This window comes from Micromonospora sp. NPDC005163 (assembly GCF_053599835.1).
Genome location: NZ_JBSFYP010000001.1, coordinates 26,220 through 49,003, shown reverse-complemented (window position 1 = coordinate 49,003; position 22,784 = coordinate 26,220). Strand labels below are relative to the sequence as shown.

21 protein-coding genes are annotated in these 22,784 nt (G+C 71.6%); 5 read left to right on the top strand and 16 right to left on the bottom strand.

Features of this window, described 5'->3' with window-relative positions:
* Positions 1-75 precede the first annotated feature (75 nt).
* The 4 genes from ACWD6N_RS00240 to ACWD6N_RS00225 all read right to left on the bottom strand — a co-directional run bounded on the left by ACWD6N_RS00240 (position 76) and on the right by ACWD6N_RS00225 (position 5,919).
* The gene (locus tag ACWD6N_RS00240) at positions 76-1,881 is read right to left on the bottom strand and encodes a glycoside hydrolase family 13 protein (protein WP_450004260.1); all 1,806 of its coding nucleotides are present in this window, start codon (positions 1,879-1,881) and stop codon (positions 76-78) included.
* A 221-nt stretch (positions 1,882-2,102) separates the two neighbouring features.
* On the bottom strand, positions 2,103-3,017 hold the full coding sequence (locus ACWD6N_RS00235) for a sugar ABC transporter permease (protein ID WP_387323602.1): 915 nt from the start codon (positions 3,015-3,017) through the stop codon (positions 2,103-2,105).
* Between the two features lie 17 nt (positions 3,018-3,034).
* Positions 3,035-4,672: an ABC transporter permease subunit gene (locus tag ACWD6N_RS00230; protein WP_449938229.1), complete on the bottom strand. Its 1,638-nt coding sequence runs from the start codon at positions 4,670-4,672 to the stop codon at positions 3,035-3,037.
* On the bottom strand, positions 4,672-5,919 hold the full coding sequence (locus ACWD6N_RS00225; protein ID WP_450004259.1) for a sugar ABC transporter substrate-binding protein: 1,248 nt from the start codon (positions 5,917-5,919) through the stop codon (positions 4,672-4,674). The genes ACWD6N_RS00230 and ACWD6N_RS00225 overlap by 1 nt, the downstream gene beginning before the upstream one ends.
* A 199-nt stretch (positions 5,920-6,118) precedes the next feature.
* Between ACWD6N_RS00225 and ACWD6N_RS00220 the strand changes: the two genes are divergently transcribed.
* The 3 genes from ACWD6N_RS00220 (at position 6,119) to ACWD6N_RS00210 (ending at position 9,595) form a co-directional block, all read left to right on the top strand.
* Positions 6,119-7,198, top strand: coding sequence for a LacI family DNA-binding transcriptional regulator (locus ACWD6N_RS00220; RefSeq protein WP_449938222.1), 1,080 nt, complete (start codon positions 6,119-6,121; stop codon positions 7,196-7,198).
* Between the two features lie 203 nt (positions 7,199-7,401).
* Entirely contained in the window at positions 7,402-9,042 is a 1,641-nt protein-coding gene (locus tag ACWD6N_RS00215; protein WP_449938220.1) for a glycoside hydrolase family 13 protein, read from the top strand.
* 181 nt (positions 9,043-9,223) lie between these two features.
* Positions 9,224-9,595: a VOC family protein gene (locus ACWD6N_RS00210; protein WP_449938217.1), complete on the top strand. Its 372-nt coding sequence runs from the start codon at positions 9,224-9,226 to the stop codon at positions 9,593-9,595.
* 25 nt (positions 9,596-9,620) lie between these two features.
* On the opposite strand, the gene ACWD6N_RS00205 is transcribed toward ACWD6N_RS00210, so the two are convergent.
* The 6 genes from ACWD6N_RS00205 to ACWD6N_RS00180 form a co-directional block, all read right to left on the bottom strand.
* A complete protein-coding gene (locus ACWD6N_RS00205; protein WP_089017805.1) occupies positions 9,621-10,058 on the bottom strand; it encodes a hypothetical protein in 438 nt (145 codons plus the stop codon).
* A gap of 81 nt (positions 10,059-10,139) precedes the next feature.
* Positions 10,140-10,508, bottom strand: coding sequence for a GntR family transcriptional regulator (locus ACWD6N_RS00200; protein WP_387323219.1), 369 nt, complete (start codon positions 10,506-10,508; stop codon positions 10,140-10,142).
* 17 nt (positions 10,509-10,525) lie between these two features.
* Positions 10,526-11,449, bottom strand: a complete 924-nt coding sequence (locus ACWD6N_RS00195) for a YhjD/YihY/BrkB family envelope integrity protein (protein ID WP_449938213.1) — start codon at positions 11,447-11,449, stop codon at positions 10,526-10,528.
* An 80-nt stretch (positions 11,450-11,529) separates the two neighbouring features.
* Positions 11,530-12,111 carry a 2'-5' RNA ligase family protein gene (locus tag ACWD6N_RS00190; RefSeq protein ID WP_387323217.1) on the bottom strand — a complete coding sequence of 194 codons (582 nt, stop codon included), beginning with the start codon at positions 12,109-12,111 and terminating at the stop codon, positions 11,530-11,532.
* A 13-nt stretch (positions 12,112-12,124) separates the two neighbouring features.
* Entirely contained in the window at positions 12,125-13,150 is a 1,026-nt protein-coding gene (trpS, locus tag ACWD6N_RS00185) for a tryptophan--tRNA ligase (protein ID WP_074316652.1), read from the bottom strand.
* Between the two features lie 33 nt (positions 13,151-13,183).
* Positions 13,184-14,329 carry a hemolysin family protein gene (locus ACWD6N_RS00180; protein WP_387323213.1) on the bottom strand — a complete coding sequence of 382 codons (1,146 nt, stop codon included), beginning with the start codon at positions 14,327-14,329 and terminating at the stop codon, positions 13,184-13,186.
* A gap of 246 nt (positions 14,330-14,575) precedes the next feature.
* On the opposite strand from ACWD6N_RS00180, the gene galE reads away from it, so the two are divergent.
* Positions 14,576-15,505, top strand: coding sequence for a UDP-glucose 4-epimerase GalE (gene galE / locus ACWD6N_RS00175; RefSeq protein ID WP_354962932.1), 930 nt, complete (start codon positions 14,576-14,578; stop codon positions 15,503-15,505).
* Entirely contained in the window at positions 15,502-16,671 is a 1,170-nt protein-coding gene (gene galK / locus ACWD6N_RS00170) for a galactokinase (RefSeq protein ID WP_449938209.1), read from the top strand. The genes galE and galK overlap by 4 nt, the downstream gene beginning before the upstream one ends.
* 134 nt (positions 16,672-16,805) lie before the next feature.
* Here galK and ACWD6N_RS00165 read toward each other — a convergent pair whose 3' ends face one another.
* The 6 genes from ACWD6N_RS00165 to ACWD6N_RS00140 form a co-directional block, all read right to left on the bottom strand.
* On the bottom strand, positions 16,806-18,101 hold the full coding sequence (locus ACWD6N_RS00165) for a sulfate adenylyltransferase subunit 1 (RefSeq protein WP_450004258.1): 1,296 nt from the start codon (positions 18,099-18,101) through the stop codon (positions 16,806-16,808).
* The gene (cysD, locus tag ACWD6N_RS00160; RefSeq protein WP_354964619.1) at positions 18,101-19,012 is read right to left on the bottom strand and encodes a sulfate adenylyltransferase subunit CysD; all 912 of its coding nucleotides are present in this window, start codon (positions 19,010-19,012) and stop codon (positions 18,101-18,103) included. The genes ACWD6N_RS00165 and cysD overlap by 1 nt, the downstream gene beginning before the upstream one ends.
* Before the next feature lie 73 nt (positions 19,013-19,085).
* Positions 19,086-19,916, bottom strand: coding sequence for an inositol monophosphatase family protein (locus ACWD6N_RS00155; RefSeq protein ID WP_450004257.1), 831 nt, complete (start codon positions 19,914-19,916; stop codon positions 19,086-19,088).
* A gap of 134 nt (positions 19,917-20,050) precedes the next feature.
* Positions 20,051-20,641, bottom strand: a complete 591-nt coding sequence (gene pth, locus ACWD6N_RS00150; RefSeq protein ID WP_354964617.1) for an aminoacyl-tRNA hydrolase — start codon at positions 20,639-20,641, stop codon at positions 20,051-20,053.
* Between the two features lie 94 nt (positions 20,642-20,735).
* Positions 20,736-21,434: a 50S ribosomal protein L25/general stress protein Ctc gene (locus ACWD6N_RS00145; protein ID WP_354964616.1), complete on the bottom strand. Its 699-nt coding sequence runs from the start codon at positions 21,432-21,434 to the stop codon at positions 20,736-20,738.
* Positions 21,435-21,754: 320 nt separating this feature from the next.
* A complete protein-coding gene (locus ACWD6N_RS00140) occupies positions 21,755-22,735 on the bottom strand; it encodes a ribose-phosphate diphosphokinase (protein WP_354964615.1) in 981 nt (326 codons plus the stop codon).
* Positions 22,736-22,784: the final 49 nt, after the last annotated feature.

Below are 22,784 nucleotides of genomic sequence, written 5' to 3'. Positions count from 1 at the left end.
CCCATCCTCCCCTATCAACGACAGTTTGTAGTAGGGGGTCCTGCGGATCGGCGCGTCGAGGCTGACCGACCGCGTTCAGCACAGCCGCCAGACCTGGAAGGTGGGGCCGTCACCGGGCAGGGTCATCGAGCCGTCCGGGCCGGGTCGGAGCGCTGGCGCACCCCCGTACAGGTTCTCGGCCGCCGGCAGCCCGGCCAGCCGCACCGGGCCGCCGGGTGCCCGGCGGGCCAGCACCAGCACCGCCCCGGTCGGCGCCTCGCGCAGGAAGACGAGCGTGTCCGGGTCGTGGTGCAGCCGCCGCAGGCCGCCGTGGCGTAGCGCCGGCTCACCCCGCCGCAGCGCGATCAGCGCCTGGTACGCGGCGAACGTGCCGGCGTCCCAGCTCCGAGGGCGGTGCCACGGCATCGGGGTACGAGACGACTCGCCGTTCGTGCCGGTCAGGCCCAGCTCATCCCCCGCGAAGATCATCGGGATGCCGGGCATGGTGGCGAGCAGCCCGGCGGCGACCTCCTGTCGGGCCGCGTCGCCGACCACCGTCCGGATCCGAGCGGAGTCGTGCGAGCCGAGCAGTTGCCACGAGTGCACGTACGAACGCCAGGACACCAGCGACCGGTAGGCGTCCATGGTGGCCAGCACCGCGTCCGCGTCCCGGTGGGGCACCCCGCCCGGCGTGCCGAGGAAGTTCGGCACCGGCTGGTCGCCGTGGCGGAGCCAGGACCAGACCGGGTCGGTGAAGCCGACGTAGTTCATGGTGCCGTGCCAGCCGTCGCGGTCCAGGTCACCGGTGTGGTCGTGGCCGTGCTCGCCCATCAGCAGGCCGTCCGGGCGGTCCTGGGCCACCACCGAGCGCAGCAGCGCCGCCACCTCGTGGGTGTACGCGTCGGCGCCACGCCGGCCGGTCATGTTCGCCACGTCCACCCGCCACCCGTCCAGCCCGTACGGGGGGCGCAGCCAGCGGCGCAGCACCGCGTCCTCGGCGGTGGCGAAGCGGCGGCGCAGCTCGGCGCTTCGCCAGTTCAGCTTCGGCAGCGACTTGACCCCGTTCCAGGACTCGTAGTCCCCGGTGCTCCCGTCGAAGTAGTACAGCTCCCGTTCCGGAGCGCGGACGTCGGAGGACGCGGCGGTGAACCAGTCGTGCGCGTCGCCGGTGTGGTTGCTGGTGATGTCGCCGAGCAGCCGCCAGCCCCGGGCCCGTACCGCGTCGGCGAGCCGGGCCAGCGCGGCGTCCCCGCCGAGCAACGGGTCGACCCGGTCGAAGCTGGCCGCGTCGTAGCGGTGGTTGGATCGGGCCGGAAAGACCAGGGTCAGGTAGACGGTGTTCACCCCGAGCCGGTCCAGGTGGTCCAGCCGCTCGGCGATCCCGTCCAGGTCGCCGCCGTAGAGCTGGTGCGGCGTCTCCGGGCCGCGCCCGATCACCGGGGTGTCCCAGTCGCACGGGATCGCCCAGTCCGGCAGCGGCCGGGTGCCGGCCGCCGCGGAGCGGGCGAACCGGTCCGGAAAGATCTGGTAGATCACGGCGTCGCGCGCCCAGGCCGGCGGCGGCGCGTGGGTGACCAGCTTGAAGTCACCGTGGTCGGGCACGTCGTGGTCGACCAGCCCGGCGGCAGTCAGCCACCGGGTACGCCGTCGCCCGGAGAGCAGGAAGCGGTAGTTGCTCACCGGGTTGCGCGCCTCGATCTCGGCCCGCCACCAGACCACCTCACCGTCGACGCGGTCCACAGTGGCCTCGCGGAAACGCGGCTCGCCATCGCCAGTCGTGCGCACATATACCTGTTGGATGTCGCCCCCGGCCGGCGCCCGGACGAAGACGTCGATTGTCTCCCCCAGCGTGGGCTCCTGCTGCGGGACGTAACTGGCGGATCCGTCGTGGTGCGGCTGCACGATGTTCCTTTCGTCCGGGGCGCGGGGGTACGACGGTGAGCCGGGCCAGCTGCCTCTGCTGGCCGCCTTTGCTCTGCTTACACCCGCGCAACGGGCACTGTCCGGATAGCGGACACCGGCTGTTGCGCGGGTTGAAGCAGAGCAAAGGCAGCAGGGCAGGGTGTCCCGGCCCGCGCCCAAGCCCGCGCCCGTGTCACGACCCACACCCAGCCCCAGGCCGACTACCCCTTCACCGCGCCGGCGGTCAGCCCGGACACGATGTAGCGCTGGAGCAGTTGGAAGACCAGCACGGTGGGGATCGCGGTGAGCAGGGTCCCGGCGGCGAAGATGCCGAAGTTGTTGTTGCGCTCGTTGCCCTGCAACATGCCGTACATGCCGACCGCCAGGGTCTTCGAGTCGGTGCCGGTGAGGAACACGTTGGCCATCAGGAACTCGTTGATGGTGCCGATGAACGCCAGCAGCCCGGTCACCGCCAGGATCGGCGCCACCAGCGGCAGCATGATCCGGAAGAAGACCTGGGCGTGCGACGCCCCGTCCATGGTCGCCGACTCGTCCAGTTCCCGGGGCAGGGTGTCGAAGAAGCCCTTCATCAGCCAGGTGTTCACCCCGAGCGCGCCACCCATGTAGAGCAGCAACAGCCCCCAGGGGGTGTTGAAGCCGATCGACGGCCACAGGTCGGTGATCGTGCCGAAGATCAGGTAGATCGCCACGATCGCCAGGAACTGCGGGAACATCTGGATCAACAGCAGGGCGAGCAGCCCCACCCGGCGGCCGCGGAACCGCATCCGCGAGAAGGCGTACGCGGCCAGCGCGGAGAGGAGCACCGACGCGAACGAGGCCACCCCGGCGATCAGCAGCGAGTTGAGGAACCACCGCCCGAAGGCGGTCCGTTCGAACAACCCGCCGAAGTTGCCGAGCGACACCCCGTCGGTCGGCACCAGGTCGGTGGTGGAGAGCGTGCCGAGCGGGTTGAGCGCGGCGGAGAGCACGAACACGATCGGGAAGAGACTGAACAGCACGCCGAGCACGGCGACCAGGTGCCGCCAGCCGACCTGGGCGAACCAGCGGTTGCGCCGCCGGCCGGTGACGTTGCGGTTGACCGCCGGCGGCGGACCTGCCGTGTCGCCGGTAGGCATGGGCCCGGTGAGCGTGGTCACGAGTACACCTCCTCCTGCTTACGGGTCCGGCGGAAGCTGACCGCCGAGACCACCGCGACGATGGCGAAGATGAACAGTGAGATCGCGGCCGCGAAGCCGAACTCCGCGCCCTGCCCGCCGAAGGCGAGCCGGTAGGTGTACGTGATGAGCAGGTCCGTCGCGCCGTTGGTCGGGTTGTCGGCCGGGAACGGCGCGCCCTCGGTGGTCAGGTAGATCGCGTTGAAGTTGTTGAAGTTGTACGCGAACGACGAGATCAACAGCGGGGAGAGCGCGATCAGCAGCAGGGGCAGGGTGACCGCCCGGAAGGACTGCCAGGGCGATGCCCCGTCGACCGAGGTCGCCTCGGTCAACTCCCGCGGGATGGCCTGCAACGCACCGGTGGCCACCAGGAACATGTACGGGTAGCCGAGCCAGAGCTGCACCAGGATGACCGCGAGGCGCGCCGTCCACGCGTGGCCGAACCAGTCCACGTCCAGGCCGAACAGGTTGTTGATCAGGCCGAAGTCGGCGTTGAACATGTCCCGCCAGGCCAGCAGCATCGCGAACGACGGCATGGCGTACGGCAGGACCAGCAGCACGCGGTAGAGGTTGGTGCCGCGCATCCGGGGCGAGTGCAGCACGAGCGCGATCAGCACGCCGAGCAGGAACGTCCCGCCGGTGGAAGCCACAGCGAAGGCGAAGTTCCAGATCAGGGTGCCGAGGAACGGGCCGGAGATGTTCTTGTCGGTGAGCACCCGGGTGAAGTTGCTCAGCCCGACGCTGACCTTCCAGCCCTGGGCGAGCCGCTCGCCGTCGGCGGCGACGAAGGCGCCCACCTCCTCGTCGGCGGTCCAGGTCTGCCCGGTCTCGGTGTCCCGGACGCAGTCGCAGCCGGCCTCGTACGCCCGCACCGCCTTGCCCTCGTACGCGCGGGACAGGCCGCTGGAGCGCAGCGCGCCGCCGGCGGTGGGCACCACCAGGTCGGTGATCTCCTTGCTGCGGGCGCTGGCCTGGCCGAAGTTCAGCACGGTGTAGCCGTCGGCGGCGGTGACCTTGCCGGCCGGGGTGACCGTGACGTCGGCGGCGTCGAGCTGGCGTAGCCCGCCGGTGTCGCCGGCGGAGACCGTGCCGGTGGCGGGGTTGGTGACCAGGAAGACCAGCGGTCCGGTGGCCGGGTCGCCCTTGGTGGCGATCGACAGGGCGTACTCGGCGGAGCCGGGCACCTGGGTGACCGAGGAGGTCTGGATCGCGACGATCGCGTCGTCCTTGCTGCCCCGGTGCCCGTCGCCGAAGTTGGTGAAGGCGGTGCTGGCCGTGTAGAGCACCGGGAAGACCTGGAAGGCGATCAGGAACAGGGTGCCTGGGACCAGGTACTTGGCCGGGATGTGCCGGCGGGTGAGGTACAGGTAGAACAGTCCGGCGGTGGTCGCCGCCAGCAGGGCCAGACCGACCCACTTCCCTGCGTCGATGAGCGGGAAGGCCGCCCAGACCGCGATACCGGCGGTCAGGCCGAGCAGGAGCACCTTGCCGGCCAGGCCGGTCAGGGTGATCGGCGCGTGGTCACGCGCGGCACGGGAGCGTGGGGGCCGGGAGCCGACGGGCCCCCGGCCCGGGGCCTGCGTGGCAGACCCCGGGCCGGACAGCGGCGTGCTCATTACTTGATCTGGCCGGAGATGGTCTTGCCGGCCGCGGTGATGGTGCTGGTCGCGTCGGCGCCACCGATGACGGCGGCCTCGGCCTTGCCGAACGGGTCCCAGATCGCGGCCATCGCAGGGATGGCCGGGAGCACCTGGCCGTTCCGGCCGGCCTCCTGGAACTTGGCCAGGTCCGGGTCGCTGCCCTTGACCTGGTCGAGGGCGGCGGTCAGCGCCGGCGGCCGGGGCTCGGCGTTGTAGAGCGCGACGGCCAGCTCAGGGGTGGTGGTGTAGTTGGCCACGAACTCCTGGGCCAGCGCCTTGTTCTTGCCCTTGGTGGCGACGTAGAACGCCTGCACGCCAACGAACGGCTGGGCCTCCTTGCCACCGGCGAAGCCGGGGATGGCGGAGATGTCGTACTTGATGTTGGCCTTCTTGACGTCGGCCACCGCCCACGGACCGGAGACCAGGAACGCGCACTTCTTGCTGGTGAAGGTGGCGATCGAGTTGGTGTCCGCGATGGAGCGCTTGAGTACGCCCGCGCCCTTCTCGCCGAGCGCGCCGATCTTCTTGAACGCCTCGATCGACGCGGGCTTGCCCACGCCCAGGTCCTTCGGGTCGTAGTCGCCGTTGGCGCCGGTGCCGAAGAGGTAGCCGCCAGCCGAGGTGTACAGCGGGTAGATGTGGTACGCGTCGCCGTTCTGGCCGACCTGGAGGCAGAGCGTCTCGGTGGCCTTCTTCGCCGTCTTGAGCTGCTTGCCCGTGGCGACCAGGTCCTCGATCGTCTTCGGCGCCTCGGGGGCCAGCTCGGTGTTGCGGATCAGCGCCAGGTTCTCCTGCGCGTACGGCACGCCGTAGAGCTGACCGTTGAAGGTGACCGCCTTGATGGCGGTCTCGTTGAACGCGCTCTTCTGCTCCGCGGCGAGCTGCACGGGGTCGATGGCGCCGTTCTGCACCAGGTTACCGATCCAGTCGTGCGCGCCGACCACCACGTCGGGGCCGCTGCCCTGCTGGGAAGCGGTGACGAAGTTGGTCTGCAGGTCCTTGCTGACGGCCTCGACCTCGACGGTGACGCCGTTCTCCTGACCGAACTTCTCGGCGAACGGCTTGAGGGCGGCGGTCCGCTTGTCGTCCGCCCAGATCACCAGTTTGCCGCCGGCGGCCTTGGGGGATTCCTTCGCGGCCGGCTCGTCGCTGTCGCCACCACAGCCGGAGGCGGCGAGCGCCAGGGCGAAGAGGGCGACCACACCCGCGGTACGGATGCGCATCGGTACTCCTGTCGTCATGGCGGGTCCGCCGGGGGAAGGGCAGCCCGCCAGTGGGAAGCTCTGGAAGTTCTTGCCAACCGGCGCATCGATGTCGCGCCGCTGCTCTCGCATGTTGCCGGGACGTTAGCAAGAGGTTGCAGATAATGGAAGAGCTTGCAGAGAGTCCCGCAAGAACTTGCCGGTGAGCTAAAGTGCCGCCATGCGCGCTCGACTGTCCGACATCGCCCAGCAGGCCGAAGTCAGCGAGGCCACGGTGTCGCGGGTGCTCAACGACCGCCCCGGCGTGGCCCCGGAGACCCGGCAGGCCGTCCTCACCGCCCTCGACGTGCTCGGCTACGAGCGGCCGGCCCGGCTGCGCAAGCGCAGCGCCGGGCTGGTCGGCCTGGTGGTCCCGGAGCTGGACAACCCGATCTTCCCCGCCTTCGCCCAGGTCATCGAGTCGACGCTGGCGCAGAGCGGGTTCACCCCGGTGCTCTGCACCCAGACCGCCGGCGGCGTCACCGAGGACGAGTACGTCGAGATGCTGCTGGACCGGCAGGTCTCCGGGATCGTCTTCGTCTCCGGCCTGCACGCCGACACCGCCGCCAACCACGACCGCTACCGGGCGTTGATCGCCCGGCCGTTGCCGGTCGTGATGATCAACGGGTACGTGCCCGGCATCGGCGCCCCCTTCGTTTCCTGCGACGACGGGGAGGCCGCCGAGCTGGCGGTGGCCCACCTGGTCGCACTCGGGCACCGCCGGATCGGCCTGATCACCGGCCCCGACCGATTCGTCCCGGTGCGGCGTAAGGTGGCCGGCTGGCGCTCCGCGATGACCCGGCTGGCCGGCGTCGCCGAGGCTGACCTGGGCTCCCTGGCCGAGCTGTCGCTGTTCGGTGTGGAGGGCGGCGAGGCCGCGGCCGGCAGGCTGCTGGACCGCGGCGTGACCGGTGTGGTGTGCGGCTCCGACCTGATGGCGCTCGGCGCGATCCGGGCGGCCCGCCAGCGCGGCCTGACCGTCCCCGGCGACCTCTCCGTGGTCGGCTACGACGACTCGCCGCTGATGGCCTTCACCGACCCGCCGTTGACCACGATGCGGCAGCCGGTCATCGCGATGGCGGTGGCCGCGGTACGGGCCCTGGTAGACGAGATCAACGGGCATGGCGCTCCGCACTCGGAGTACCTGTTCCGCCCGGAGCTGGTGGTACGCGGCTCCACCGCTGTCGTCCCGGCCCGCCCCGGCGCCGCCGGCTCCAACCGGCACCGGGGCGGCTCTTCGGCGCTGGCCGTCCCCGCCTGATCGGCCCCGCACGGTCCCGGCTGATCGACGCCACACGGTCCCGGCTGCCAACTGCCGCAGCAACTGCGGTGTTGCCTTGCGCAAGAACTGCTTGACTCTTGCAGCGCTCGGCCGGCATATTGCTCAGACACCCGGCGGGCCATCGGCCACACCCCGCCGGGTGCCACCGCACCCGGCCAGAGACAGACGGGGAACGCCAACCGATGACCGCCAGCACCGCCACCCCGCCCCGCACCGCCGCCGACGACGACTGGTGGCGTTCCGCGGTCGTCTACCAGGTCTACGTCCGCAGCTTCGCCGACAGCGACGGCGACGGCACCGGTGACCTCCAGGGCATCCGGCAGCGCCTGCCGTACCTGCGCGACCTCGGGGTGGACGCGCTCTGGCTGACCCCCTTCTACACCTCCCCGATGGTCGACGGCGGGTACGACGTCGCCGACTACCGGGACGTCGACCCGATGTTCGGCACCCTCACCGACTTCGACGCGATGATCACCGACGCGCACGCCCTCGGCCTGCGGATCATCGTCGACCTGGTCCCCAACCACACCTCCAGCGCACACCGCTGGTTCACCGCCGCCCTCGCCGCCGGCCCCGGCTCGCCGGAGCGGGCCCGCTACCTCTTCGCCGAGGGCCGGGGCGCGCACGGCGAGCTGCCGCCGAACGACTGGGAGAGCATCTTCGGCGGCCCCGCCTGGACCCGGGTCCCGGACGGCGAGTGGTACCTGCACCTGTTCGACCCGGCCCAGCCGGACCTGAACTGGCGCCACCCCGAGGTCCGCGCCGAGTTCGAGGACGTGCTGCGGTTCTGGCTGGACCGGGGCGTGGACGGCTTCCGGATCGACGTGGCACACGGCATGATCAAGGCCGAGGGTCTGCCGGACGTCGGCTTCAGCACGCTGACCACCGGCCAGCGCCAGGTCGAGCTGCTCGGCAAGGGCCGGCTGCCCTACTTCGACCAGGACGAGGTGCACGAGATCTACCGCGCCTGGCGGCCCATCCTGGACAGCTACCCCGGAGGCCGGATGGCCGTCGCCGAGGCGTGGGCCGAGACCCCGCAGCGGCTGGCCCGCTACATCGGCGCGGACGAGCTGCACCAGGCGTTCAACTTCGACTTCCTCGACGCGACCTGGTCGGCGGACTCGTTCCGCAAGGTGATCGACACCGCGCTGGCCGAGTCGACCGTGGTCGGCGCGCCCACCACCTGGGTGCTGTCCAACCACGACAAGCAGCGACACGTCACCCGCTACGGCGACGGCGTCGAAGGGCTGCGCCGTGCCCGCGCGGCCAGCCTGCTGATGCTCGCCCTGCCCGGCTGCGCCTACCTCTACCAGGGCGAGGAGCTGGGCCTGCCCGAGGTGCTCGACCTCCCCGACGAACTGCGCCAGGACCCGGCGTTCCTGCGAACCGGCGAGAGCCGGGACGGCTGCCGGGTGCCCATCCCGTGGAGCGGTGAGCTGGCCCCGTACGGCTTCGGGCCGGCCGGCAGCGAGCTGAGCTGGCTGCCCACGCCGGCGACCTGGGCGGCCCTCTCGGTCACCGCGCAGACCGGCGTGCCCGGCTCGACGCTGGAGCTCTACCGGGCGGCGCTGCGGATCCGGCACGAGCACCCGGCGCTGGCCGTCGACGCCGGCGGGGTGACCTGGCTGGAGAGCGGGCCGGGCGTGCTGGCGTTCTCCCGCGCCGCCGGCGCGACCGTGCTGACCTGCGTGGTCAACCTCAGCGGCGCACCGGTCCCCATCGACGGGTACGGCGAACCGCTCGTCGCCAGCGAGGCGCTCACCGGGCAGGGCTCCGGCCACCTGCTGCCGGTCGACGCGGCCGCCTGGTTGGAACGACGCTGAGCGGGTAACCCGTCATCGACCTGGTCGTCCGTCGTGCCCCGCGCCGACGGGCGACTGGGCTACCGGCCCCTTGTGGTGGGGGGTGAGGTGGCGCCGGCGCCACGCGGAGTCCGCTCCGCGCGGCGCCGGTGTCCGTCTGCGCGGGGTGTGCGTCGTCGCCGCCGGGGGTACCACACGGAGCATGGTGGTACGGATAGCGCAGTGCACACTCGACGTCGAGGACCTGGACCTCATGGTGGCGTTCTGGTCGGCGGCCCTCGGCCACGATGTCCAGGAGGGCGACGACGGCAGCGCCAAACTCTGGCCGCCGGGGCAGCCCTCCGCCGCGATGCCCAGCGTCTGGTTGCAGGGCTCCGGCACGACCAAGCGGGGCAAGAACCGGCTCCACCTCGACCTGGTCGCCGACGGTGACCCGCAGACCGAGGTACGGCGGCTGACCGGGCTCGGCGCGCGGCACGTGGACGTCGGGCAGAGCGGCAGCGAGCAGTTCACGGTGCTCGCCGATCCCGAGGGCAACGAGTTCTGCGTGCTGGACAGCGCACCGACCCGCTAACCGGGCCGTCACCGGTGGGAGTCGCTCACTTCGCGGTGAGCAGCGCCGCGATCCGGGTGAAGCCCGCGCGCACCTCGGCCTCGTCCGGCGGCTCGGCGGGTTCGCCATGGCCCGCCTCGTCGGCGGCGGCGTCCAACTCCTCGTCGATCACATCCTCGAAGTCGCCGTACAGGTCGGCCCCCTCGACCTGCCGGGCCTCATCCTCGGCGGCGACCTGCGCGGCGGCGATCTCGCTGCGGATCTCGTCGGCGGACAGCGCCGGCAGCAGTGGCTCCACAACCGCCATCAGCTGCTCCTCAGCCACCACCGCCTCGGCCAGCGCCAACGCGTGCGGCCGCTCGTACGGCCCGCAGACCACCGGCTCCCACTCATCGAGGTCACCGAGCGGGCCGAAGGTGATGATCCAGGGCAGGCCGAGCATCGGCGAGTCGGCCGGCAGGTCCAGTGTCATGAGTGCGCCCACCGGCTCATCATGGTCGGCCAACGCGAGCCGTGACGCCGTTCGCCTCAGTTTTCGCCCGTCCGGCGCCCGATCAGGCTCCGATCAGCCGGGGCGGGTGGCGTCCAGGGCCGCACGGACCAGGGCGAGCGCGGTGGCCGGCGGCACGCCGAGCCGGACCGCCTCGGCCGCGTAACCGGCCGCCGCCCGATGCAGCCGGTCGACGGCGTCGTCCCGGCCCGGGGCCACGAAGGTGCCGTTACGCCCCCGGGTCTCCAGCAGCCCGGCCGCCTCCAGCTCCCGGTAAGCCCTGGCCACCGTGTTCGCCGCCAGCCGCAGGTCCGCGGCGAGCTGTCGGACGGTCGGCAGTCTGGTGCCCACCGGCAACCGGCCGTCGCCGATCAGCTCGGCGAGTTGTCCGCGCACCTGCTCGTACGGCGCCACCGACGAGTCCGGATCGACCGAGATCAGCACCTGCACACCTTCCGTCATCAACCCGCGCCGCCCGGCGTACCCGGATCGGTGTCCTCGTCGAGATTCGCCGGCGGGGCGCCCTCCGCCAGGTCGACCACCCGCCCGCGCATGCTGGTCGCGAGGAGCGCCGCCCCGAACAGCACCAGCTGGTTGAGCAGATAGAGGTAGAGCAGCAGGCCGACGGCACCGGCCACCACCGTGTACGCCGGGTTCCGCTCGGTGCGCACCACGTAGTACCGCCCGACGGTGTTCAGCAGCGTGATGCCGACCGCGACCAGCAGCACCACCGGGCGCAGCCGGGACCGGCTCATCCGCAGCCGGGGCACCGCGAGCAGCAGCGCGGTGGCGAGCACGGCGTTGATCAGCACACTGAGCACGGCGCTGATCGTGGTCAGGCCGACCGAGCCGGTGCTGCGCAGCAGGAAGCGCAGCAGCGACTCCAACGCATCCACCGCCGCCACCGAGACGCCGAGCAGCACGAAGACGCCGATCATCACGCCCAGGTCGACCAGCCGCCGGATCACCAGGTTGCCGGGCTGCTGGTTGAGCCGGTACATCAACCGCTGCGAGGAGCGGATCGCCTCCACCCAGCCGATCCCGGTGAAGACCAGGATGACGAGGCCGACCACACCGACCGTTCCGCTGGAGTTGGCGATCTGCTGCGCGTCCAGGAACGGCAGGTTGTCCTTCAGGAAATCGGCTGCCGCCGCGCTGACCTCGTCGTTGTCCTCCAGGATCGCGCCGAAGATGGAGTACGCGACCAGCGCGAGGGCAAACACCGCGAAGAAGCCGTAGTAGGCGATCGCCGCCGCCAGCCGCCCGGCCAGCACCTCGGCGTACAGGGCGCCGGCTCGCCACACGTGGTCGAAGAGCCCCGACCGGCAGCGCGCGGCGTTCACCCAGCGGTCGATGCCCGCCTCGATCCGGCCGATCACGTTCACGCGGTCATCCTCGCCGATCTCCCGCCGCCGTGGTGGCAACCGGCTGCCCGCGCTCGCCCGGCGGCGCGTCGCCGGCTGGTTCAGCCGCCGAGGCGGAAGTCCCGGCGCGGCCGCCATCGGGCCTGCCCACTGTGCGAGAACAGGGTGAACGCCTCGACCTCGAACATCGCGGAGAAGTCGGCCAGGTCCTCGTACGCCTTGTCCAGCGCCTCCGGCGCCACGTCCTGCGCCACGGTGACGTGCGGGTGGTAAGGGAACCGGGTCTGGCGGTGCAGGCCCGGCGTCGCAGCGATGGCGGAGGCGAGCAGCTCGCACTCGCTGATCCCGGCGGCCACCGCCACGAACACCACCTGGGTCACCGGGCGGAACGTGCCGGTGCCCCGCAGGTGCAGCGTGAACGGCAGGTGCGCGGCGGCGACGCTGGCGAGGTGCCGCTCGACGGTCGGCAGGTTGGCCGTCGGGATCTCGGTGGGCCCGAGCAGCGTCACGTGCGCGGGTACGGCCAGCGGGTCACCGGCCTCGACCCGCCGCCGGGTGAGCTGGGCCCCCCACGGCTCCGGGATGTCCACCGCGATGCCGATCTGGATGGTGTCGCCGGTCGGCGGCACCCCACCACTGCGATCCACGCTTCGCGTCGCCCCTTCGGCCACCGACCCGCCCACCTGTCCCGCGGCGCTATTCGCCGCGCACCGGCGGGAAGAACCCGACCCGCTCGTACGCCGACCGCAGGGTGGCACCGGCCACCGCCCGGGCCTTCTCCGCGCCGGCGGCGAGCAGCTTGTCCAGTTGCGCCGGGTCGTCGAGGTACGTGCTGGTGCGCTGCTGGATCGGGCGGACGAACTCCGCCACCACCTCGGCCAGGTCCTTCTTCAGGTCGCCGTAGCCGCGACCGGCGTACGCGGCCACCAGCTCGTCGATGTCGCGCCCGCTGAGCGCCGAGTGGATGGTCAGCAGATTGGACACGCCCGGCTTGGTCTCGGCGTCGAAGACGATCTCCCGGCCGGTGTCGGTGACCGCCGAGCGGATCTTCTTCGCCGACCGGGCCGGGTCCTCCAGCAGGTCGATGATGCCGGCCGGCGAGGACGACGACTTGGACATCTTCGCGGTCGGGTCCTGCAGGTCGGTGATCTTCGCGGTGTCCTTGACGATGTGCGGCGCGGGCACGGTGAACGTCGGGCCGAACAGCGAGTTGAACCGCTGGGCCAGGTCCCGGGAGAGCTCCAGGTGCTGGCGCTGGTCCTCGCCGACCGGCACCGCATTGGCCTGGTAGAGCAAGATGTCGGCGGCCTGCAGGATCGGGTAGGTGAACAGGCCGACGCTGGCCCGCTCGTTGCCCTGCTTCTGCGACTTGTCCTTGAACTGGGTCATCCGGCTGGCCTCGCCGAAGCCGGTGATGCAGCCGAGCACCCAGGCCAGCTGCGGGTGCTCGGGCACCTGCGACTGCACGAACAGGGTGCTGCGTTCCGGGTCCAGACCGACCGCGAAGAGCTGGGCGGCGGCCACCCTGGTCCGCTGGCGCAGCAGCGCCGGGTCGTGCCCCGCCGTGATGGCGTGCAGGTCCACCACGCAGTAGAAGGCGTCGTGGGTCTCCTGCAGGGCCACCCAGTGCCGCACCGCGCCGAGGTAGTTGCCGAGGTGGAACGAGTCGGCCGTCGGCTGGATGCCGGAGAAGACGCGGGGGCGGGCGGGAACGTCGGACATGCCGATAATTCTGTCAGCAAGCAGCGGGGTCCGTCATGACGGGCCGGCGGGTCGGCCGCGGCCCGCCGGTGTCGGGGCGTTCACCTCGCACGCTTCCCTCGCGCCGACCCGGCGGACGGGCGCGACACCGGCCTCGATCTGCTGCTCCGGCAGCGCCTCCCACGCCTGCTCCGCCCCGGCGTCCCGCGCCAACCCGGCGCTAAACTCACGGCGTTGCTCCGGCACCCGCACGGCGGAGACGGCGACCCGGGTCACCCGGCGTCCGTCGAGGGCCAGCACCCGCAGCAGCCAACCGCCCAGGGGGTCGGCCGGGTCGGGTCCGCCGGCTTCGGCCGGCTCAACGGGTACGGGCACCTCGTCGCCGGTGACCGGTAGTCGGCCCAGCGCGGCCATCACGAACCCGCCGACCGTCTCGTACGGCCCGGCGGGCAGCGCGACGCCCGTCCGCTCGGCGAAGTCGGCCAGGTTGAGCCGACCATCCACCACGGCGGGCAGGCCGGCGTGCACCGGGTCCGGCGCGACGTCGTACTCGTCGCGGATCTCGCCGATCAGCTCCTCGATCAGGTCCTCCAGGGTGACGATCCCGGCGGTGCCGCCGTACTCGTCGACGACCACCGCGAGGTGCTGACCCTCCCGGCGCATCTCGGTCAGCGCGGGCAGCACCCGCTTGCTGCCGGGCAGGCGCTTCACCTCCCGGGTGAGCTCGCCGACGGTGGCGCACGCGTCGGCGTCCGGGCGCAGCAGCACGTCTCGGAGGTGCACGAAGCCGACCACGTCGTCGTGGGTGCCGTCGGTGACCGGGTAGCGGGTGTGCGTCTCGGCGCGTACCAGCCGGGCGGCCTCGGCGATGGTCAGCCGGGCGGGCAGGAAGACCACCTCGGTGCGGGGCATCATCACCTCACGGACCAGGCTGGCTCCGGCCACCAGAACCTCGTCGATGATCCGCCGCTCATCCGGGTCGAGCAGCGTGTTCGCCGCGACCAGGTCCCGCAGTTCGGCTTCGGAGATGCGCTCCCGGCCGGCTGCCGGGCCGGCCCCCAGCAGGTCGGTGACGAGACGGGTGGCGCCGTCGGCGGCGCGGACCACGACCCGGGCGACGACCCGGGCGAGCGGGCCAGGGTCGCGGCGGGGCCTCCCCCGCGCGCCTCGCCGGAGCCCGGTACGGGCCGCTTCCCGCATGACAGAGATGGTAGACACCGACGGCCCGTCGCACCGGGGTTCGCACGGTGCGGATCAAATGTTCGGGTCTGTTTAATCGTGAGAGATTATGATGGAATGGCGATGGTGACGGGATCGGCCGGGGGCCACCCGCCGCCGTAGGGTGATTCACCGAGGCCACGTCCCGGGCGGGCCAGGCAGGGAGGCAACGACGTGAAACTGCTCGTCACCGGGGGCGCCGGCTTCATCGGCAGCGTAGTGACCCGGATGCTGCTCGACGCGGGTCACCGGGTGGTGGTCCTGGACGACCTGCGCACCGGCCACCGCGAGGCGCTCGCTCCGGATGCGACCCACGTCGAGGCGTCCATCCACGACGCCGCCCGGATCGTCACTCCCGACGCCGGCTTCGACGGGGTGCTGCACTTCGCCGCTCTGATCGCCGCCGGCGAGTCGATGGTCAGGCCGGAGCTGTACTGGCAGACCAACACGGTCGGCACGCTCGCCCTGATCGACGCGGTCCGGGCCGCCGGGGTGCCCCGGATGGTCTTTTCCTCCACCGCCGCCGTCTACGGCAACCCCACCGAGCTGCCCATCCCGGAGAGCGCGGTCAAGGCGCCCACCAACACGTACGGCGCCACCAAGCTCGCCGTCGACATGGCGCTCACCTCCGAGACGATCGCCCACGGGCTGGCCGCCGTGTCGCTGCGCTACTTCAACGTGGCCGGCGCGCACCTCGCCGGTGACGTCGCGCTCGGCGAGCGGCACGACCCGGAGACGCACCTGATCCCGATCGCGCTGGAGGTCGCCGCCGGCCGGCGGGAGAAGCTCCAACTCTTCGGCGACGACTACCCCACCGTCGACGGCACCTGCGTCCGCGACTACATCCACGTCGCCGACCTGGCCCGGGCCCACCTGCTGGCGCTGGACGCGGCGACGGCCGGCCAGCACCGGATCTACAACCTGGGCAACGGCAACGGCTTCACCAACCGGCAGGTGGTCGACGTCGTCCGCGAGGTCACCGGGCACGCGCTGCCGGTCGAGGTGGCGCCCCGCCGCGAGGGCGACCCGGCCGAGCTGGTCGCCTCCTCCGCGCTGGCCCGTGACGAGCTGGGCTGGACGCCGCAGAAGCCGACCCTGCACGACATGGTCGGGGACGCCTGGGCCTTCTACCGCACGCACATCCTGGAGCAGTCATGACCCACCCGACCGGTGACGTCGCCGAGCGGGCCGCCGCCGGCTTCACCGCCCAGTACGGCGGCCGGGCCGCCGGCCGCTGGGCGGCTCCCGGGCGGGTCAATCTGATCGGCGAGCACACCGACTACAACGACGGGTTCGTGCTGCCCTTCGCACTGCCACTGCGGACGGTCGTCGCCGCCGACCGGCAGGACGGCGAGCGGTGGACGGTCTGGTCCGAGCTCTCCGACGAGACGATCACCTTCGGCGCGGACGACGTCGCCGAGCCGGGCCGGGTCACCGGCTGGGGCGCGTACGTGGCCGGTGTGGTCTGGGCGCTGCGCGAGGCCGGCCACCAGGTGCCCGGCGCCCGGCTGGCGATCGCCTCCGACGTGCCGCTGGGCTCCGGGCTCTCCTCCTCGGCCGCGCTGGAGTCGGCCGTGCTCGCCGCGCTACTCGACCTCGGAGGGCTGGAGCTGCCCGCCGAGCGGCAGCCCCGGCTGGCGCAGCGGGCGGAGAACCTCTACGTCGGCGCGCCGACCGGGATCATGGACCAGTCCGCCGTGATCCGCTGCCGTGCCGGGCACGCCCTCTTCCTCGACTGCCGTGACGAGTCCGTCGAACACATTCCGTTCGACCTGGACGCCGCCGGGCTGGCCGTGCTGGTGATCGACAGCCGGGCGCCGCACCGGCACGCCGACGGCGAGTACGCCGCCCGCCGTCGGTCCTGTGAGACGGCGGCCAAGGCGCTCGGCGTCTCCGCGCTGCGCGACGTGGCCGTCGACCAGCTCAACGCCGCGCTCGCCCGGCTCGATGACGAGGAGACCCGGCGGCGGGTCCGGCACGTGGTCACCGAGGACCAGCGGGTGCTGGACACGGTGGCGCTGCTGCGCGCCGGCCGGGTCCGGGACATCGGCCCGCTGCTCACCGCCTCGCACGTCTCGATGCGCGACGACTTCGAGATCACGGTGCCCGAGATCGACACCGCGGTCGAGGCGGCGCTTGCCGCTGGCGCCCTGGGCGCCCGGATGACCGGCGGCGGCTTCGGGGGGTGCGTCCTCGCCCTGGTCGACACGGGCCGGGCCGACGCGGTCGCCGCAACCGTGACCGCCGCCTACGCCGAGCGCGGCTTCACCGCACCGGGCACCATCACGGTCCTCCCCGCCCCCGGCGCCACCCGCCTCGACTGACCCCACCGGGCGGCGACCCCCGGCGGCGAGATCGTGCTCGTTCGTGGAAGTAGTGGCCTCGCCCATCGGGCGAGGCCACTAGTCCCTGGTTGGAGCGTGATCTTGCGGGCGACCTGGCCGGGCCGAGCCCAGGATCAGCTGGCTTCGACGATCATGCCGGCGCCGACGGTGCGGTTGGTGGCCTCGTCGATGATGACGAAACCGCCGGTGGTCCGGTTACGCCGGTACTCGTCGGCCAGCAGCGGCACCGTGGTGCGCAGTCGCACACGGCCGATCTCGTTGAGCCGCAGCGCGTCGGCCGTCTCGTCGCGGTGCAGCGAGTTGATGTCCAGCCGGTAGTGCAGCCCGCGCACGATCGCCCGCGCCGACCGGGTGGTGTGCTTGATCGCGTACCGGCCGCCGACCTGCAACGGGAGGGTCTCGTCCATCCAGCAGACCATCGCCTCGATGTCCTGTGCCACCGCCGGCGCGTTGTTCGGCCGGCAGATCAGGTCACCCCGGGAGATGTCGATCTCGTCGGCCAGCCGTACCGTCACCGACATCGGTGGGAACGCCTCCGCGACCGGCCCGTCGGCGGTCTCCACCGCGGCGATCCGGCTGGTGAAGCCGGAGGGCAGCACCATCACCTCGTCGCCCGGCTTCAGCACGCCGGAGGCGACCTGGCCGGCGTAGCCGCGGTAGTCGGTGACCGTGGTGGACTGCGGCCGGATCACGTACTGCACCGGGAACCGCACGTCGACCAGGTTGCGGTCGCTGGCGATGTGCACCCGCTCCAGGTGGTGCAGCAACGACGGGCCCTCATACCAAGGCATGTTCTCCGACCGGGTGACGATGTTGTCGCCGCGCAGCGCGGAGACGGGCACCACGGTCAGGTCCGGCACGTCGAGCTTCGCGGCGAACGCGGTGAACTCGTCGGCGATCCGCTCGTAGACCTCCTGCGACCAGTCCACCAGGTCCATCTTGTTGACGCAGAGGACCAGGTGCGGCACCCGCAGCAGGGAGCAGAGGAACGCGTGCCGGCGGGACTGCTCGACCAGGCCCTTGCGCGCGTCCACCAGGATCAGCGCCAGGTCGGCGGTGGACGCCCCGGTGACCATGTTGCGGGTGTACTGGATGTGCCCGGGGGTGTCCGCGATGATGAACTTGCGTCGCGGCGTGGCGAAGTACCGGTACGCCACGTCGATGGTGATGCCCTGCTCGCGCTCGGCCCGCAGGCCGTCGGTGAGCAGAGCCAGGTTGGTGTACTCGTCCCCACGCGCCGCGCTGACCGCCTCCACCGCGGCCAACTGGTCGGTGAAGAGCGACTTGGTGTCGTAGAGCAGCCGGCCGATCAGGGTCGACTTGCCGTCGTCCACGCTGCCGGCGGTGGCGAACCGCAGCAGGTCCATCGGCCGGGCTTCGGGAGCCGGGGCCACGATCTCGGTGGTCATCAGAAGTAGCCCTCCCGCTTGCGGTCCTCCATGGCGGCCTCGCTGACCCGGTCGTCACCGCGGGTCGCGCCGCGCTCGGTGATCCGGGTGGCCGCCACCTCCTCGATGACCTTCTCCACGGTGTCCGCGTCCGAGCGGACCGCCGCGGTGCAGGAGGCGTCGCCCACGGTGCGATAGCGCACCTGCGCTTTGAAGCGCTCCTCACCCGCCCGGGGACGGAAGAACTCGTTGACCGCGTAGAACATCCCGTCCCGCTCGATCACCTCACGCTCGTGCGCGTAGTAGATCGACGGCAGCGGGATCCGCTCCCGGGCGACGTAGTGCCACACGTCCAGCTCGGTCCAGTTGGACAGCGGAAAGACCCGGATCGATTCGCCCGGATGGTGCCGGCCGTTGTAGAGCGACCACAGCTCCGGCCGCTGGTTCTTCGGGTCCCACTGGCCGAACTCGTCGCGGAAGCTGAACATTCGCTCCTTGGCCCGGGCCTTCTCCTCGTCCCGGCGGGCACCACCGAACAGCGCGTCGAAGCGGTGCTTCTCCACCGCGTCCAGCAGCACCGGCGTCTGGATCCGGTTGCGCATGCCGTCGCCGGACTCCCGGACCAGCCCGCTGGTCAGCGCCTCCGGCACGCTCGCCACGACGAGCTGCAACCCCAGCTCGGCGACCCGCTGGTCGCGGTATTCGAGAACCTCGGGGAAGTTGTGCCCGGTGTCCACGTGCATGACCGGGAAGGGGATGTTGGCCGGGGCGAACGCCTTCTGCGCGAGCCGCAGCATGACGATCGAGTCCTTGCCGCCGGAGAAGAGCAGCACCGGGCGCTCCATCTCGGCGACCACCTCGCGCATCACGAAGATGCTCTCCGCCTCCAGCGCGTCCAGATGGGAGACCCGGTAGGCCGCGGGGGTGGTCATGACACCGGCTCGATTCGCTCGCTCATCCGATTTCCAGACCTTTCCGGTCGGGCATGTCAAGAAGTGCCTCAGGCTACCCGGAATGCCTCTGCAGCGCTGCAAGCAACCGGGGGGCGAGATCCCTGCGGCAGACCAGCAGGTCCGGCAGGCGCGGATCCGCCTCGTTGTATCTCAGCGCAGAACCGTCGATCCGGGAAGCGTGCAGTCCGGTGGCCGTCGCCACAGCCACCGGCGCCGCCGAGTCCCACTCGTACTGCCCGCCGGCGTGAATGTAGGCGTCCACCTCACCGTTGATCACCGCGGCGATCTTCGCCCCGGCCGACCCCATCGGCACCAGTTTCGCCGCCACTTCCTCGGCCAGGTCGGTGAGGAACACCGGCGGCCGGCTCCGGCTCCCCGCCAACCGGATCACCCGCGTGCCGGCCGTCGCGGCCTCCACCGTCATCGGTGGGTACGCCGGCGGATAGTCCGTGCCCAGCACCCGGTGCTGCGCCGGCAGTCCCACCGCGCCGGCGACGAGCCCGTGCGGGCTCGGCGCGCTGCGGGCCCAGAGCGCCACGTGCACCGCCCAGTCAGAGCGGCCCTCCTCGGCGAACTCCCGGGTGCCGTCCAACGGATCGATGATCCACACCCGGTCGGCGGCCAACCGGGACACCGCCTCGGCGTTCACCTCGGCCGCCCAGGCCAGCCGCGACCCCTCGTCCTCCTCGGAGAGCACCGCGTCGCCCGGCCGCCACTTCGCCAGCTCCGTACGGATCAGGTCGTGCGACACCTTGTCCCCGGCCGACTTCAGCGCGCCGGCGTCCGCGAAGCCCAGCTCCGCCCGCAGGTCGAGCAGCGCCTGACCGGCCCGGGCGGCCAACCACCGGGCGAACGCGCCGTCGATCATCGGAGGACTGCTCATTGCCCGCTCCCGTCGCCTCGCCGCGACCCCTGCCCACCCGGATCGCCGCGCCGCGACCCGCGTCGCCGATCGCGGCACGCCGAAAGGCGCAGACTACCGGCCCGCCAACCCGGTGCGGGACTTCCCCGACAGTCTCAACCGCCGTGGTAGAGGTTCTGCGTCGGCTCCACACCCTTGACGATCACCGACTCCACCACGTCGGCAGCCCGGTCCACCAGGAAATCCAACTCCTTGCGCTCCGCCGCGCCGAAATCCGACAGCACGTAATCCGCCGGGTCCTGCCGCCCCGGCGGCCGGCCGACGCCGAACCGCACCCGGATGTACTCCTTGGTGCCCAGCGACTTCGACATCGAGCGCAGGCCGTTGTGCCCACCCTCGCCGCCACCGCACTTGACCCGCACCTGGCCGTACCCGATGTCCAGCTCGTCGTGCGTCGCGATCACCTGCGCCGGCGGCACCTTGTAGAACTGCGCCAGCGCCACCACCGGCCCGCCGGACAGATTCATGTACGTCAGTGGCTTGACCAGCACCAGCTTCGGCCCGCCGAAACCCAGTCGCCCCTCGGCCACCTCGGCAACCGCCCGCTTGTGCCGGCCGAACCGCGCGCCGATCCGCCCGGCCAGCAGGTCCGCCACCATGAACCCGACGTTGTGCCGGTTCCCGGCGTACTCCCGGCCCGGGTTTCCCAGGCCGACCACCAGCCACGGCCCCGCCTCGTCCGTCACGACCCGCCCCTCCCGATGTCCGTCCCACCGACTCCCGATACGACAACAGGCGCCCCCGAACGCTCGGGGACGCCTGCCGCACAGTACGAACCGATCAGGCCTCGGTGCGCGCCTCGGTGTTCTCCCCGCCCTCGGCGGTCGGGGCGGCGTCCGCGCCCTCGGAGCCCTCGGTGCCCTCGCCGACCTCGGCCTCGGCCTCCTCGGTGGCCTCCTCGACCTCCGGCAGCGTCGCCTCGAGCTGCTCGGCGGTCGGCGCGGCGGTCACCGCGGCGACCGTCAGCTCCGGGTCGACGGCCAGCTCGACACCGGCCGGCAACTGCACGTCAGCGGCGGTCACCTGGGAGCCCGCCTCCAGGCCCTCGATCGACGCCTCGAGGTGGTCCGGCACCTTGGTGGCGTCGGCGGTCACCGAGAGGGTGTCGTGGTCGTGCACGATCAGGGTGTCCCGTGCGGCCTCACCGGTCAGCTGGATCGGGACCTCGACGGTGACCTTCTCGCCCCGGCGGACCAGGATGAGGTCGACGTGCTCGAAGGTGTCGCGAATCGGGTCACGCTGGATCGCCTTCGGCAGCGCCAGCACCTGGGTGCCGTCGGTGATGTCGATCGCGAAGAGCTGGTTGGCGCCACCCTTGCGGATCGCCGCGGCGAACTCCCGGGACGGCAGCGCGATGTGCTTGGGCTTCTCGCCGTGGCCGTACAGCACGGCGGGCACCTTGCCGGCCCGGCGGGTACGACGGGCACCACCCTTGCCGAACTCGGTACGGGGCTCGGCGCTGATCTTTACCTCGGACACGGGGAAACTCCTGATGCTTTCGCTGCGGCGGCTTGTCGTCTTGCGGTGCTGGGGCGAGGGGCTCGCTGGGGCTCATGCGTCATGAACGACTGCCCGGAGCACCGCGTCGATGACGGTGCCTCCGTGCGGCGCTATTCAGCGGCCCGCCGGGCACCCTCGCCGTGGCAACCGCACCAGTCTACCCGAGCTGATTCCGAGGTTTCCGGCAGTCCCCAGGTCACCACTCACAAACGGGCGCCGGACGCGCGCCCGACGCCGCTGAGGGCCGTTCCCGCCGGCTGGGACGCCGGCGGGAACGGGCCCTCACCGCAGCGCGACGCTCAGCTCAGGCCACCGAAGAGGGTGGTCACCGAGCCGTCGTCGAAGACCTCCCGGATCGCCCGCGCCAGCAGCGGCGCGATCGACAGCACGGTCAGCTTGTCCAGCTGCTTCTCCGGTGGCAACGGCAGCGTGTTGGTCACCACGACCTCGCTGATCGAGCTGTTCTTCAGCCGCTCGGTGGCCGGGTCCGACAGCAGCGCGTGGGTGGACGCGACGACGATCTCCGCCGCGCCCGACTCCTTGAGGATGTCCGCCGCGCCGGTGATCGTGCCCCCGGTGTCGATCATGTCGTCGACGATCAGGCAGACCCGACCCTCGACCTCGCCGACCACCCGGTTGGCCACCACCTGGTTCGGCTTCATCGGGTCGCGGGTCTTGTGGATGAACGCCAGCGGGCAACCGCCCAGCCGGTCGGTCCACCGCTCGGCCACCCGCACCCGACCCGAATCCGGTGCCACCACGGTCATCGGCCGGCCGGCGTACTTGCGCTCCACGTACTCGGCCAGGATGTCCATCGCGAAGAGGTGGTCGACCGGGCCGTCGAAGAAGCCCTGGATCTGCGCGGTGTGCAGGTCGACGGTGAGGATCCGGTTCGCGCCGGCCGTCTTCAGCAGGTCCGCCACCAGCCGGGCCGAGATCGGCTCCCGACCCCGGTGCTTCTTGTCCTGCCGCGCGTACGGGTAGAACGGCAGCACCACGGTGATCCGCTTGGCCGACCCCCGCTTCAGCGCGTCCACCATGATCAGGGTCTCCATGACCCAGGTGTTCACCCCGTGCGTCACGGACTGCACCACGAAGGCGTCCGAACCACGGACCGAGTCCTTGAACCGTACGAAGATCTCGCCGTTGGCGAACTCGTACGCGTCGGCCGGCGTCGGCGCGACGCCGAGCACCTCGCCGATCTCCTTGGCCAGCTCCGGAAAACCACGTCCGGAGAAGAGCATCAGGCTTTTGCGGTTTTCGGCGACGATGCTGCCCATGGGCCCGTCTGCTCCCGTTTGTCGGTGGTACCCGGCCCGGTGGTGGTGG